General features: G+C 66.7%; 12 protein-coding genes. 6 read left to right on the plus strand and 6 right to left on the minus strand.

Translation table 11 applies throughout. The annotated features are described in order from the left end of the window. Positions 1-128: 128 nt before the first annotated feature. Entirely contained in the window at positions 129-740 is a 612-nt protein-coding gene (locus WT97_RS12830) for a septal ring lytic transglycosylase RlpA family protein (RefSeq protein ID WP_059503320.1), read from the minus strand. Positions 741-1,396: 656 nt separating this feature from the next. Between WT97_RS12830 and WT97_RS12835 the strand changes: the two genes are divergently transcribed. From WT97_RS12835 to WT97_RS12845, 3 genes are all read left to right on the plus strand, one after another. Then, complete coding sequence (locus WT97_RS12835; RefSeq protein ID WP_059503319.1) at positions 1,397-2,041, plus strand: MBL fold metallo-hydrolase; 645 nt, start codon at positions 1,397-1,399, stop codon at positions 2,039-2,041. Then, complete coding sequence (locus WT97_RS12840) at positions 2,038-2,697, plus strand: hypothetical protein (protein ID WP_059503317.1); 660 nt, start codon at positions 2,038-2,040, stop codon at positions 2,695-2,697. The genes WT97_RS12835 and WT97_RS12840 overlap by 4 nt, the downstream gene beginning before the upstream one ends. 79 nt (positions 2,698-2,776) lie before the next feature. Next, positions 2,777-3,247 (plus strand): Lrp/AsnC family transcriptional regulator, encoded by a 471-nt coding sequence (locus WT97_RS12845; RefSeq protein ID WP_006477376.1) that lies wholly within the window; start codon positions 2,777-2,779, stop codon positions 3,245-3,247. A 58-nt stretch (positions 3,248-3,305) separates the two neighbouring features. Here WT97_RS12845 and WT97_RS12850 read toward each other — a convergent pair whose 3' ends face one another. The 3 genes from WT97_RS12850 to WT97_RS12860 all read right to left on the minus strand — a co-directional run bounded on the left by WT97_RS12850 (position 3,306) and on the right by WT97_RS12860 (position 6,022). Next, complete coding sequence (locus tag WT97_RS12850; RefSeq protein WP_060353563.1) at positions 3,306-4,463, minus strand: cation diffusion facilitator family transporter; 1,158 nt, start codon at positions 4,461-4,463, stop codon at positions 3,306-3,308. Between the two features lie 245 nt (positions 4,464-4,708). Continuing rightward, positions 4,709-5,002: an H-NS family nucleoid-associated regulatory protein gene (locus WT97_RS12855; RefSeq protein WP_034209561.1), complete on the minus strand. Its 294-nt coding sequence runs from the start codon at positions 5,000-5,002 to the stop codon at positions 4,709-4,711. A gap of 360 nt (positions 5,003-5,362) precedes the next feature. Next, a complete protein-coding gene (locus tag WT97_RS12860) occupies positions 5,363-6,022 on the minus strand; it encodes a HugZ family protein (protein WP_060353564.1) in 660 nt (219 codons plus the stop codon). A gap of 241 nt (positions 6,023-6,263) precedes the next feature. Here WT97_RS12860 and WT97_RS12865 point away from each other — a divergent pair, with 241 nt between their 5' ends. Beyond that, on the plus strand, positions 6,264-7,481 hold the full coding sequence (locus WT97_RS12865; RefSeq protein ID WP_059503404.1) for an MFS transporter: 1,218 nt from the start codon (positions 6,264-6,266) through the stop codon (positions 7,479-7,481). A gap of 89 nt (positions 7,482-7,570) precedes the next feature. Here the strand turns inward: WT97_RS12865 and WT97_RS12870 are convergent, their stop codons facing one another. Beyond that, positions 7,571-8,713, minus strand: a complete 1,143-nt coding sequence (locus WT97_RS12870; protein ID WP_059503402.1) for a branched-chain amino acid ABC transporter substrate-binding protein — start codon at positions 8,711-8,713, stop codon at positions 7,571-7,573. Between the two features lie 438 nt (positions 8,714-9,151). Continuing rightward, the gene (locus WT97_RS12875) at positions 9,152-10,234 is read right to left on the minus strand and encodes a nitronate monooxygenase family protein (RefSeq protein ID WP_059790370.1); all 1,083 of its coding nucleotides are present in this window, start codon (positions 10,232-10,234) and stop codon (positions 9,152-9,154) included. A gap of 225 nt (positions 10,235-10,459) precedes the next feature. Here WT97_RS12875 and WT97_RS12880 point away from each other — a divergent pair, with 225 nt between their 5' ends. Together WT97_RS12880 and WT97_RS12885 are read left to right on the plus strand one after the other, a co-directional pair. Continuing rightward, positions 10,460-11,152: a dienelactone hydrolase family protein gene (locus WT97_RS12880; RefSeq protein ID WP_059503310.1), complete on the plus strand. Its 693-nt coding sequence runs from the start codon at positions 10,460-10,462 to the stop codon at positions 11,150-11,152. An 81-nt stretch (positions 11,153-11,233) separates the two neighbouring features. Further along, positions 11,234-12,712 (plus strand): amidase, encoded by a 1,479-nt coding sequence (locus WT97_RS12885; RefSeq protein ID WP_060353565.1) that lies wholly within the window; start codon positions 11,234-11,236, stop codon positions 12,710-12,712. Positions 12,713-12,755: the final 43 nt, after the last annotated feature.

Raw genomic sequence — 12,755 nt, forward strand, 5'->3', positions numbered from 1 at the left:
TTCACTTCATTCGCTGTGACCAGCTTATGGCGGGACTTGCACCCGCAGGAGTGCGCCCATGCTGGGCGCACAACGACAAAGGGCTGCCGGAAGGCAGCCCTTTGTGCATGAGCGGACGATCCGCCGCGTTACTTCGCCGAGATCGACGCGAACATTTCGTCGCGCGCCTCGCGCGCTTCCTGCGGCGACAGCCCTTCGATCTTCACGCGGCCCGTGCCGGCGTGCACGAGGCCGATCACCTTGGCCGCCGCATACGACAGGTCGAGCACGCGGCCACGCTTGAACGGCCCGCGATCGTTGACCTTCACGACGACCCACTTGCCGGTCGATGCGTTCGTCACCTTGATGTACGACGACAGCGGCAGCGTGCGGTGCGCGGCGGTGAACGCGTTCATGTTGAAGCGCTCGCCGTTCGCGGTGCGGCGGCCGTGGAAATCCCGCCCGTACCACGATGCGCGGCCGGTCTGGCGGAAATCGGACACGTCCTTGCCGTCGATCGGCTCGGCGTCCGCCAGCGACGACTTCTTCGCGTCCTTGCTGTCGGCAGCCGGCATCGACGCCAGCGCGGAATCGAAATTGAGCGGCTGCTTGTCGTCGTCCGCCTTCGCGGCAGCGGCCGTCCTGTCGACCGCCTTCTTCTGGCTCACGCTGCCGGTGGTCTGGCTGGATGGCACCGCACAGCCCGTCAGCGCAAAAAATAATGCAATGGTTCCGAATCGGCTCGGAAAACGTAAATTCATCGACGTGTCGCCTTCTGGTTCGGGCCGCATCGATACAACGCTGCTTCACAACGCAGAGATGCGGCCCGGACGGCAAATGCGTGCACGCCCCGCTCGAGTGCGAGCAGGCGGCTAGCATGGGCGCGGCGTTCGTCTAGGCCGCAACCGTCCTGATTAGCTTTCACGTCTGGCGCAACCTGTCCCCAACAGCCTGACCAGACCCCACATGCCGCCATCGAACATGGCTTCACGTTCGCGCGCGTCGATACGACCAACGCACAGGAACGGCGGCACAGGCCTCATCCGGCGGCGCGGCAGCTGGGCCGCAAGCGGGCGCGCAGCACCCGGCCGGACAAGACGTGAGCACCGAATGCTCGGTGCTGGATACACCGCCGGACTCCCCCGGCGGCCGATGCTTGACGGTGAATCGGATGCCTTATTTAACAGGGCCGAAACACCAGCGAATTGCGTGAAATTCACGCGCAATGGGGCGCATTATACATAAATCAAAACCTTGTCTCGAAAAGCGCCCCCGGCGGACCATTGATTCTCGCTATGGCTGTAACAATCGACATGCTCCGGGAATGCCCTCATCCACGCGCCGCGGCATGCATCGCACGCACGGCAGGCGGCGCGCGCGACCGGTACAATCGCTCCTTTTAGCCGCCGGTGCCTCCATGAAAGTCACGCTCATTCCGGTCACGCCATTCCAGCAGAACTGCTCGCTGCTCGTCTGCGAGAAGACGGGCCGCGCCGCCGTCGTCGATCCGGGCGGCGATCTCGACCGGATCGAACAGGAAGTCGCGCGGCAGAACGTGCAGGTCGAGAAGGTGCTGCTCACGCACGGGCACATCGATCACTGTGCGGGCGCGAAGACGCTCGCGACGCGCTACGGCGTGCCGATCGAGGGGCCCCAGGAAGACGAACGCTTCTGGATCGAGAAGCTGCCGATGCAGAGCGAACGCTTCGGCTTTCCGGCCGCCGACAGCTTCGAGCCCGACCGGTGGCTGAACGACGGCGACACCGTGCAGTTCGGCGACGAGACGCTCGAGGTCTATCACTGCCCGGGTCACACGCCCGGCCACGTCGTGTTCTTCAGCCGCGCGCATCGCGTCGCGATCGTGGGCGACGTGCTGTTCGCGGGCTCGATCGGCCGGACCGATTTCCCGCGCGGCAATCACGAGGATCTCGTCCGTTCGATCAAGGAAAAGCTGTGGCCGCTCGGCGACGACGTCACGTTCGTGCCCGGTCATGGCCCGGTGTCGACGTTCGGTGACGAGCGCCGCACGAACCCGTTCGTGTCCGACAAGGTATTCGGATGAATCAGACCGCCATCCCGGAAATTTACGTCAGCACCGACGTCGAAGCCGACGGCCCGATTCCCGGCCCGCACTCGATGCTGAGCTTCGCGTCGGCCGCCTATACCGAGGACAAGCAACTGATCGCGACGTTCTCGGCAAACCTCGAGACCCTGCCCGGCGCGCACGCGCACCCGGTGCAGGAAGCCTGGTGGAAAACCGAACCCGAAGCGTGGGCCGCATGCCGGCGCGACCTGCAGACGCCCGAGACGGCGCTGGTCGCCTACGTCGAATGGGTCGAGGCGCTGCCCGGCAAGCCGGTGTTCGTCGCGATGCCGGCTGGCTTCGACTTCACGTTCATGTTCTGGTACATGATGCGTTTCGCGGGGCGCTGCCCGTTCTCGTGGTCGGCGCTCGACATCAAGACGCTCGCGTTCGCGATGACGGGCCTGCCGTACCGCAAGGCGATCAAGCCGCGCTTTCCGAAGCACTGGTTCGACGATCATCCGCACACGCACGTCGCGCTCGACGACGCGATCGAGCAAGGCGCGCTGTTCTGCAACATGCTCGCCGACCTGCGCCGTCAGCAGGCCGCGCTCGCGGGCCTGGCCGTGTCGGATACCGATCGGTCGGATAGCGCGGGGGCGGGACAAAATCCCACGGATCCGCGAGCAAATTAGCGAATCTCGCTCAACAGCGCGTCGCCAGATTGCCTTTCCTTTCCCGGCCCTCTAACATTCAGCGTGTTGTAGCTGCCGCATGGAGGCGCAGGTGACGCTCGATTCCTTTTCGCAAAAAATCCTTCGCCTGTTGCAGCTCGACGCGCGCCGTTCCGTTCAGGAAATCTCCGACCAGGTCGGGCTGTCGAGCACACCGTGCTGGCGCCGCATCAAGGACATGGAACAGTCGGGCGTGATCCAGCGCTACACGGCGCTGCTCGATCGCGAGAAGCTCGGCCTGCACGTCTGCGCGCTCGCGCACGTGCACCTGACGCGCCACAACGAAGGCGGCGTCGAGCAGTTCGAGCGCGAGATCGCGACCTGCCCGGAAGTCACCGAGTGCTACAGCACGACCGGCGAAGCCGATTACATCCTCAAGATCGTCGCGCCGGACATCAAAGCCTACGACGTGTTCCTGCACGAACGCATCTTCAAGATTCCGGCCGTGTCGCAGGTGCGCACGAGCGTCGTGCTGCGCGAAATCAAGTTCGACACGCAACTGCCGCTGTAACGCGCAGCCCCACCCCTGCGGCCGGCCGCGTTCGCGGCTGCCGGCTGCCGGCTGCCGGTCACGTCTGCACGGGCAGCGTGCGCGTGAAGCCGATCCGGCGCGCACCGAACTCGCGCTTCAGCGTCTCGACGTCGAGCCGACCGGCCAGCGTCGCATCGGCGTCTTGCGGGTCGCTGTCGAGCGTCACGTCGACCTCGAGCCCCGTACTCAGGTAATGCAGATTGATCGCCGCCGCGTGCAACCCGCGCTGCGCGAGCGCGGCCTCGAGCCGGGCCGCGAGCTCGCCGCGCGGCGGCAGCGCGAGCGCCGGACGGCGCGCCGCGTCGTTCTCGGGGTCGACATGGATCAGCGCATCGAGCACGCGCGGGTCGGACAGCACGCGCGCCCGCGCGGTCTCGGCGATGTAATGCCCTTCGGAGACGGAGATCTTCGGATCGACGAGGATGTGCGCATCGACGAGCGCGGCATCGCCCATCTTGCGCGTGCGCAGGTCGTGCACGTCGCGCACGCCGGGCGTCGCGGCGAGCAGCGCGCGGATCTCGGCCGTGTCGGCCGTATCGAGCGCGCGGTCGGAGAGGTCCTGCAACGCGTCATAGCCGAACGTCCAGCCCATGCGCGCGACCATGAAGCCGACGATCGCTGCCGCGATCGGGTCGAGCAGCCGTACACCGGCCAGGCTGCCGACGATGCCGATCGCGACGACGAGCGACGACGCGGCATCCGAACGCGCATGCCACGCGTTGGCGACGAGCATCGCCGAGCGCACGCGCCGCGCTTCGCGCAGCATGTAGCGGAACAACGCTTCCTTCGACACGAGCACCGTCAGCGCAACGATCAGCGCGGAAAAATGCACGGCCGGAATGTTTTCGAGATTAACGAGACGGTCGCCGGCGCGCCAGAGCATGCCGATACCGACGGCAATCAGGATCGCGCCGAGAAACAGCGACGCGACCGTCTCGTAGCGGCTATGGCCGTAATTGTGGTCGGCATCCGGCGATGCGCCGCTATGCCGATTCGCAACCAGCACGACAAAATCCGAGATCAAATCGGAAATCGAATGCACACCGTCGGCAATCAATGCCTGCGAATGCGCAATCACGCCAACGACGATCTGAAATGTCGCAAGCACGACATTCAGCACAATACTGACGAGCGTGCTCTTGCGCGCAACTGCGTGCTTATCCGCGCTCTGCGCGTCGCCGGAAAACGTGGACATGAAATATGAGATATCGGTGTGCGAGTCGTAATTCTATCAAAGGCGCCCTGCCAGCCCTTCCAATACCCACAAATTTCTCATTTAAATCAATCGCTTATGCGAACGTGTCGCATTTTCATTCACGCGACACACGCTTACATTTTCATGACGGCGCAGAGGACCCTGCCGGTGCCCGGAAAACAAAAAAGCCGCGCTCCTCGACGGACACGCGGCTCTCTTGAAGAGCAGGCAACTTAAACGAATGTTTAAATCGCAAACTGATCGCGGTTCTTGCCGGCGATCCAGCGCGGCGGCTTGCCACGACCCGACCACGTCGCGCCCGTTTCCGGGTCACGGTATTTCGCCGCCACGCCTGCGCGCGGACGACCGACCTTGCCGGCCTTCGCGCGGCTGAGACCGAGTTCGGCGAGCGAAAAGCCGTAGTCGGCAATTTTCTGCTTCACGTCATTCAGCACTTCAGCGTATTCACGCGACTTCGCTTCTTCGATTTGCTTCTCCAGCTTCTCCCGCTGGGCCAGCAGGTCCTTGTAAGAAGACATAGTTTCCCTTTCTATCTATCTGACCAATGGCGCCGGTCTGCAGCCGGCTCACCATTCATGAAATATATGTGCCTCGGATTTTCGAAGGCAGAGATTAGCACAAAAAAGATTTGATAGAAGCGAGATTCATGAAAATCCCGAGGCCAATTGGTATTCGCACATGTCATTTTGACCGGCCGCGGCCTTTTCTCAAATTTTTACGCTCCTGCATAGAGATTAGGACATTAGCGATCGACTATTCGGTCTATCAACATACGCAATTACCCTGCATTCAAGAAAATCAAAGCTTTCATCGGACGACAGTTTTGCAAAAACCACATGACGCAGTTTGCTAAACGGACAAATCCCTGACCCGTGACGTCACGTCACATCCTTTGCGCAGGCGATCAATCGCTCGTGCAGCGCACCGGCATCGGCCGAAGGCGACTCGAACGGCGTGCGCACGCGGCGCCCGTCGCATCGCCAGTCCGCGCCATGGCGATCGACGCCGAGCAGGTCGAGCCCGTCGCGGTGTGCGTCGCTCGCCTCGTATGCACGCCACAGCGCCTGTTCGTCGTCGAATGCGAGCGGCGGCAGCGCATCGAGATGCGTGCCGTCGACCCAGCCCATCCGCCCGAACCCGCCGATATAGCGCAGCCGCTCGATCTCGAGCGCCCAGAACGCGAAATCGCCGAGCGCGAGATAGCGCGCGGCGTCCGGTTCGTAGCGCAGGTAACGCACGGTGACGTGCGGATCGTCGCCGAGCGGCACGAACCGGCCCAGCAGCGTCGCGCGCTCGGCATTCAGGACCTCGCCGCCGCTCGCATCGACGACGAGGAAACCCGCACGCGGATCGGCGGCGAGATTGCGCGTATGCTCGGCCAGGCCGCTCACCAGGATCACGGGCCGATGGCTTGCATCGGGCGCAAACGGCACGACCGTCGGATACGGGAAGCCCTGCGGTTCGCGCGCATGGGTGGCGAGCGTGCCGAGCGCGCAGCGGTGCAGCAGATGCAAGGCGAAGGCGGGATCGATGTTCAAGCGGAACTCCTGCGGTCGAAAGGCGGCGCGGCGGGCATCGCTTCGATGTTACCCGCGCTCGCCGCACGTTGCGCATCGGCCGAACGGCCGATGCGACGCCGAACCGCCGCCTCGGGATGGCCCGATCGCCCGGGCATCGACCGAACGGCCATCGCCCGGCAAGAACGTAAGCGGTTCGATAGAATCGGACAAATCCGACGGGCGCCGTGTGCGCCCGCGCATTTTCCTGGCGAGCCTCCCCGTGTCCGAATCCTCCTCCCCCGAATCGTCGTCCCCGTTCGCCGCGCCGCCCGACGCGCATCGCGTGCTGCCGCTGCCGGCCCGCCAGCGTGCGCGCACGGCGTCGATGGCGCTGTTCTTCGTCGCCGGCATGATGTACGCGTCGTGGGGTGTACACGTGCCGACCGTGCGCGACAAGTTCGCGCTGAGCCCCGGGCTGCTGTCGATCGCGCTGTTCGCGGTCGCCGGCGGGTCGATCGCCGCGATGCTGACCATCGCGCGCTGGATCGCGCGCGTCGGCTCGCGCACCGCGTGCCTCGCCGGCGGGCTCGTGATGTCCGCGTGTGCGGCGCTGATCCTCGTCGTGCCCGACTACTGGATGCTGCTCCCGGTGCTCGCGCTGTTCGGCTTCTCGATGGCGACGCTCGACGTCGCGATGAACGCCGAGGCCAGCGCGGTCGAAATCGCACTCGGCAAGCCGATCATGTCGTCGCTGCACGGGATGTTCAGCATCGGCGGGATGGCCGGCGCAGCGGCCGGCGGCGCGCTGCTGTCGGCCGGCATGGCGCCGGTCGCGCATCTCGCGCTCGCGGCGGCGGCGTGCGCCGCGGTGCTCGTGGCCGCGAGCCCGGCCGTGCTGCCGCACGTGCCGCATCACGAACAGGCGCACGGCGGCGGCAACCGCTGGCGCTCGCCCGCGTTGTGGATGCTCGGCGGCATCGCGTTGATCGCGCTGGTCGCCGAAGGGGCGATGTACGACTGGGCGACGGTCTACATGCGCGACGTCGTCGCGGCGAGCCCCGCGCTCGCGAGCGCCGCGTACGCGGCGTTCTCGGGCGGGATGGCCATCGCGCGCTTCGCGGGCGACGCCGTGCGCGCCCGCTTCGGCGCGCCGCAGCTCGTGTTCGCGAGTGCGTCGCTCGCGTGCGCGGGGATGATCGGCGCGCTGCTGCTGCCGAACCCGGTCGCGGTGCTGACGGGTTTCACGCTGATGGGCCTCGGGCTGGCCAACATGATGCCCGTGCTGTTCGCGGCCGCCGCGCGCGTGAAAGGCATCCATGCGGCCGAAGGGCTCGCGCACGTGGCCGGGCTCGCGTATTTCGGGCTGCTGTTCGGTCCGGTCGTGATCGGCGCGGTCGCGCAGGCCGCGAACCTGACGATCGGCCTGTCGGTCGTCGCACTATGCGCGGCGCTCGTCGCGCTCGTCGCACCCAGGGTGCTCGCGCACCTGAAAATCTGACGGCGCGGCGGCGCACGCCGGCCCAAAAAGAAAGCGCGCATGCGTGGCCGCATGCGCGCTTTCACCCCTGCTGTTGACCGCTGGTCGCGTTACATCTTCACTTCGTCGAGCAGCGACTTCTTGCCGCTCTTGTAGTTGTACAGCGAAATCACGCCGTGCTGCAGGTCGCCCTTCGAATCGAAGGTCGTCGTGCCGATCACGCCCGTGTATTTCGTCGCCGGCATCGCCGCGAGGATCTTAGCCGGGTCAACCGAGTTCGCGCGCTTCATCGCGTCGGCGATGATGTACACGGCGTCATACGTGAACGGCGCGTAGATCTGGATCGGCTGGCCGAAGCGCTTCTCGTACTTCGCCTTGAACGCGCTGCCGCCGGGCATCTTCTCGAGCGAAGCACCGGCTTCCGAGCACACGACGTTGTCGGTCGCGTCGCCGGCCAGGTCGGCCAGCTTCTCCGTGCACACGCCGTCGCCCGCGAAGATCTTCGCGCGCAGGCCGAGCTGCTTCGCCTGCTTCGCGAACGGGCCGCCGGTAGCGTCCATGCCGCCGTACATGATCGCGTCCGGGTTCTCGCCCTTGATCTTGGTCAGAATCGCGCGGAAGTCGACCGCCTTGTCGTTCGTCGCGTCATGCGACATCACCTTCAGGCCGAGCGCCTTCGCCTTCTTCTCGAACTCGTTCGCGAGACCCTGGCCGTACGCGGTCGAATCGTCGACCACCGCCACGCTCTTGATGCCCTTCGAGTGCGCGTAGTTCGCCAGTGCCGGGCCCTGCTGCGCATCGGTCGCCACCACGCGGTACGTGGTCTTGAAACCTTGCTGCGTGTACACCGGGTTGGTCGCCGACGGCGAAATCTGCACGATGCCCGCATCGCTGTAGATCTTCGAGGCCGGGATCGACGTGCCCGAGTTCAGGTGGCCGACCACCGCGACGACCTTGTCGTCGACGAGCTTCTGCGCAACCTGCGTCGCCTGCCGCGGGTCGGCGGCGTCATCCTGCGGGTCGAGTTGCAGCGTGATCTTCTGGCCGCCGATCGTGAGACCCTTCGCGTTGATCTCCTCGACTGCGAGACGCGCGCCGTTTTCGTTGTCCTTGCCCAGGTGTGCAATGCCGCCCGTCAACGGCGCGACGTGGCCGATCTTGACGACTTGATCGGCGCACGCGTTGCTTGCAGCTGCAGCACACAGCATCGCCGCTGCGGTGATCGGCAACAGCTTTTGCATCTTGATATTCATGTAAGTCTCCAGTTCGGTCCCAAAAAACGCCATCGCCCGGTGCCCCGCTGCCATCCCCGTGTTTGCAATCACTGGACGATTCGCCGGTTGCATCGTTCATGCACTTGGCCTCAAGCACGTGAAAACCGCCGCTTTTAGCGGCCGCCCGCCCGTACTTGCGCGCAAGTGTAGGTGATCAAATTAATTTGTGGGACTTTTTTGGGGTAGTGGTAACACTACCGATATGTGCGCTTTGGAAGGAGGACTCGAATAGCGCTGCAAGCCCCGACGGATAAGGGTTTCCGCTAATTCGCGACATACTTTCGAAAGGTCGTTTCGACCCATTCGCGAGGGCATTTCGATTCGGTATTTTGTGCCCGCGATCGTTGAATGAAACGCGCGTGACACCACGCGCGTTTCGTCGTCCGGTATCGATCGTTCTGGCGGATGAAGCAGCGTTCAGGCGGCCGCCGCACGCCATTCCGCGTCGAGCGCGGCGACCAGTTGCGACGTCGTCAGCGCATCGCCGCGCCGCCGCGCGAGCGGCGCGCCCTGCCCGGCCCACAGCGACAGGTAGTCGCCGTCGTTCGCGCGCGCGGCGGCCTGGCGCAGCGGCTGGGTCAGCGCGTTCTGGATCGGATACGGTGCGGCGTCCGCGACGTGCTCGCCGAGCCGCGCCATCAACGCGTTGCGCAGCCCGCGTGCATGACGGCCGGTGATCGCGCGCGTGACCTGCGTCGACGTATCGGCGCTCGCGAGCAGCCGCGCCTTCCAGTCCGCCGCGATCGCGCTTTCCGCGCAGGTGAGGAACGCGGTGCCGAGTTGCGCGCCCTGCGCGCCGAGCGCGAGCACGGCCGCGATGCCGCGGCCGTCCATGATCCCGCCCGCGGCGAGCACGGGCAGGCCCGTCGCGTCGACGAGCTGCGGCACGAGCGCGAGCGTGCCGATCAGCGCGTCGTCGGCGGAACCGATGAAGGTGCCGCGATGGCCGCCCGCCTCGGCGCCTTGCGCGGAAATCGCGTCGGCGCCGGCCGCCTGCCACGCGAGCCCTTCGGCCACGTGCGTCGCGGTGCCGATCACATACGTGCCGGCGGCTTTCAGGCGTGCGACGTCGGCCGCGTCGAGCACGCCGAACGTGAAGCTCGCGACCGGCACGCGCAGCGCAACGAGCGCATCGAGCTGCGCGCGGAAATCCGGCGCGTAGCGCGCAGGCGCCGTGCCCGGCGGCAAGCCGAGCGTTGCGTTCAGCGGATCGATTGCGGCCAGCGCGCGCGCGACGGTCGCCGCGTCGGGCGCGGCTTCATCGGGCAGCACGAACAGGTTGATCGCGAACGGGCGATCGGTCGCCGCGCGGATCGCGGCGACTTCGGCTTCGATACGTTCGGGCGCGAGCGCGCCGGCGCCGAGGCTGCCGAGCGCACCGGCATTCGACGCGGCCGCGACCATCGCGGTCGTGGTCGCGCCGACCATCGGCGCCTGCACGAGCGGCAGGCGCAGGCCGAAGCGTTCGGAAAAGGGCGTGGAAAACGAGCGGGCAGACATGGCGAATCCTTGGATGACGATGCGCGAAAGCGCTTTGTAAAGGCCGACAACATCGACTCTATCGAAGCGGCGCGGCGCCGAAAAATGAATAATCGAGATCGAAACGATCGCTGCGCGAGAAGCGGCCGCGCGCGCTGCAGCACCGGACGATCGGTGGCACACTAGGCCGCCCTCTACTTGTTCCCCGGGGCGCCTCGCGCACCCCGTACGCCAGGAGTTCAAAACGTGACTGCCCAATGGATCGACATCCCGACCGGTAACGACAGCTTCGGTGGCTATCTTGCACTGCCCAAGCGCGGCAAGGGCCCTGCCGTCATCATCATCCAGGAAATCTTCGGCGTGAACGCACACATCCGTTCGGTCGCCGACCAGTACGCGGCCGACGGCTTCGTCGCGCTCGCGCCGGACGTGTTCTGGCGCACGCAGCCGCGCGTCGAACTGACCTACGACGGCGCGGATCGCGACAAGGGCATCGAGCTGATGAAGAAGACCGACGTGGGTCTCGCGGTCGCGGACATCGGCGCGGCGGCCGACGCGTTGCGCGCGCGCCCCGAAGTGGGCGGCAAGCTCGCCGCGATCGGCTACTGCTTCGGCGGCCAGCTCGCGTACCGCGCGGCGGCGACCGGCAAGCTCGACGCGGCGGTGTCCTATTACGGCGGCGGCATCCACAACGCGCTCGATCTCGCCGGCCAGGTCAAGCAGCCGATCCTGTTCCACTACGCGGAAAACGACCACGGCATTCCGCTCACCGCCGTCGACCAGGTGAAGGCCGCGTTCGCCGGCCACGGCGATGCGTCGTTCCACGTGTACCCGGGCGCCGAGCACGGCTTCAACTGCTCGGACCGCGCATCGTACAACCAGCGCGCGGCGGCGCTCGCGCACGGCCGCACGTTGACCTTCCTCGCCGAGCACCTTTAAAAAAGGCACGACCGCGGGCCCGCCACGCCGGGCCCGCGTTATGCTCGCATCATCGCCACGCGTGACAACGGGGGTGACGCGATGCACTCGGACTATCTCGCGCATGATGCAATCGGCCTCGCCGCGCTCGTGCGCGAGCGCCGCGCAAGCCCGCGCGAACTGCTCGACGCCGCGATCGGCCAGGCCGAAGCGGTCAACGGCGCGATCAACGCGATCGTGCTGCAGGACTACGAAGCCGCGCGCCAGCGTGCGGCGGCAGCGCCCGCGCCGGGCGCCGACGCGCCGTTCGCGGGCGTACCGTATCTCGTCAAGGATCTCGGCGCGGCGGTCGCCGGGCTGCCGCTGTCGATGGGCAGCCGGCACTACCGTTACTTCGTGCCGGCCGACGATTCGCCGGTGATCGCGCGCAGCCGCGCGGCGGGCCTCAACGTATTCGGCAAAACCAACACGTCCGAGATCGGCCAGATGCCGTACACGGAACCGGAACTGTTCGGTGCGTGCCGCAACCCGTGGAACCTCGATCACACGCCCGGCGGTTCGAGCGGCGGCGCGGCGGCGGCCGTTGCGGCCGGCATCGTGCCGCTCGCGCATGCGTCCGACGGCGGCGGCTCGATCCGCATTCCGGCGTCGTGCTGCGGGCTGTTCGGCCTGAAGCCGAGCCGCAACCCGGTGCTCGTCGACCTGCCGTCGAACGGCGAACTCGTCGTCCAGCACGCGGTGTCGCGCAGCGTGCGCGACAGTGCGCTGCTGCTCGACGTGACGACCGGCCAGACACTGCCGCCCGGCGCGCCCGGCACCTTCCTCGGCGCGCTCGATACGCCGCCCGGCCCGCTGCGGATCGGCCTCGTCGTCGATCCGATGCTCGCGCCGGCGCTCGCCGACGACACGCGCGCGGCGCTCGACGATGCGGCCGCGCTGCTCGAATCGCTCGGTCATCACGTCGAGCCGGCGACGCTGCAACTCGACTACGCGCGCACGGCCGAAACCTTCCTGACGCTGTGGGCGACGATCGCCGAGGAAATGGTGCTCGGCGCGCGCGAACTGACCGGCCGCACGCCGCGGCGCGGCGAATTCGAGGCCGCGACCTGGGCGATGGCCGTGGTCGGCCGCCGCCTCGCGCGCACGCGGCTGCCCGACGTGCTCGAATGGCAGCGCCAGCTCACCGTGCAGGTCGCCGGCCTCGTGTCGCGCTACGACGCGATCCTGTGCGCGTCGCTCGCCGGGCCGCCGGTGAAGATCGGCGAATTGCAGCCGACGCCGTTCGAATCCGCGCAGATGAAGCTTCTCGCCGCGCTGCCGGTGAAACCGCTGCTGAAGGAAATGCTCGCGAAGTCGTCGGAGAAGGCGTTCGCGTGGGCCGGCTGCACCGAGCTGTTCAACCTGACCGGCCAGCCGGCGATGTCGGTGCCGCTGTACTGGAATGCGCGCGGACTGCCGATCGGCGTGCAGTTCGCCGCGCGCCACGCCGACGACGCGTTGCTGCTCCGGCTCGCGCGGCAGCTCGAACAGGCGCGGCCGTGGTTCGACCGCCGCCCGCCGCTGATGCAGGCACAACGCTGACGCGCGCACGTTTGCGCCACGCGTCCCGCGTCGCCCGTCACGA

The organism is Burkholderia sp. MSMB1459WGS, assembly GCF_001534535.1.
Classification (GTDB): domain Bacteria; phylum Pseudomonadota; class Gammaproteobacteria; order Burkholderiales; family Burkholderiaceae; genus Burkholderia.

What these genes read in the sequence shown, in the direction of transcription:
- WT97_RS12845 (WP_006477376.1), top strand. Translation starts at nt 2,777, where the DNA reads ATGGAGGCGCAGGTGACGCTCGATTCCTTTTCGCAAAAAATCCTTCGC.
- WT97_RS12855 (WP_034209561.1), bottom strand. Translation starts at nt 5,002, where the DNA reads ATGTCTTCTTACAAGGACCTGCTGGCCCAGCGGGAGAAGCTGGAGAAG.
- WT97_RS12875 (WP_059790370.1), bottom strand. Translation starts at nt 10,234, where the DNA reads ATGTCTGCCCGCTCGTTTTCCACGCCCTTTTCCGAACGCTTCGGCCTG.
- WT97_RS12850 (WP_060353563.1), bottom strand. Translation starts at nt 4,463, where the DNA reads ATGTCCACGTTTTCCGGCGACGCGCAGAGCGCGGATAAGCACGCAGTT.
- WT97_RS12830 (WP_059503320.1), bottom strand. Translation starts at nt 740, where the DNA reads ATGAATTTACGTTTTCCGAGCCGATTCGGAACCATTGCATTATTTTTT.
- WT97_RS12840 (WP_059503317.1), top strand. Translation starts at nt 2,038, where the DNA reads ATGAATCAGACCGCCATCCCGGAAATTTACGTCAGCACCGACGTCGAA.
- WT97_RS12870 (WP_059503402.1), bottom strand. Translation starts at nt 8,713, where the DNA reads ATGAATATCAAGATGCAAAAGCTGTTGCCGATCACCGCAGCGGCGATG.
- WT97_RS12835 (WP_059503319.1), top strand. Translation starts at nt 1,397, where the DNA reads ATGAAAGTCACGCTCATTCCGGTCACGCCATTCCAGCAGAACTGCTCG.
- WT97_RS12885 (WP_060353565.1), top strand. Translation starts at nt 11,234, where the DNA reads ATGCACTCGGACTATCTCGCGCATGATGCAATCGGCCTCGCCGCGCTC.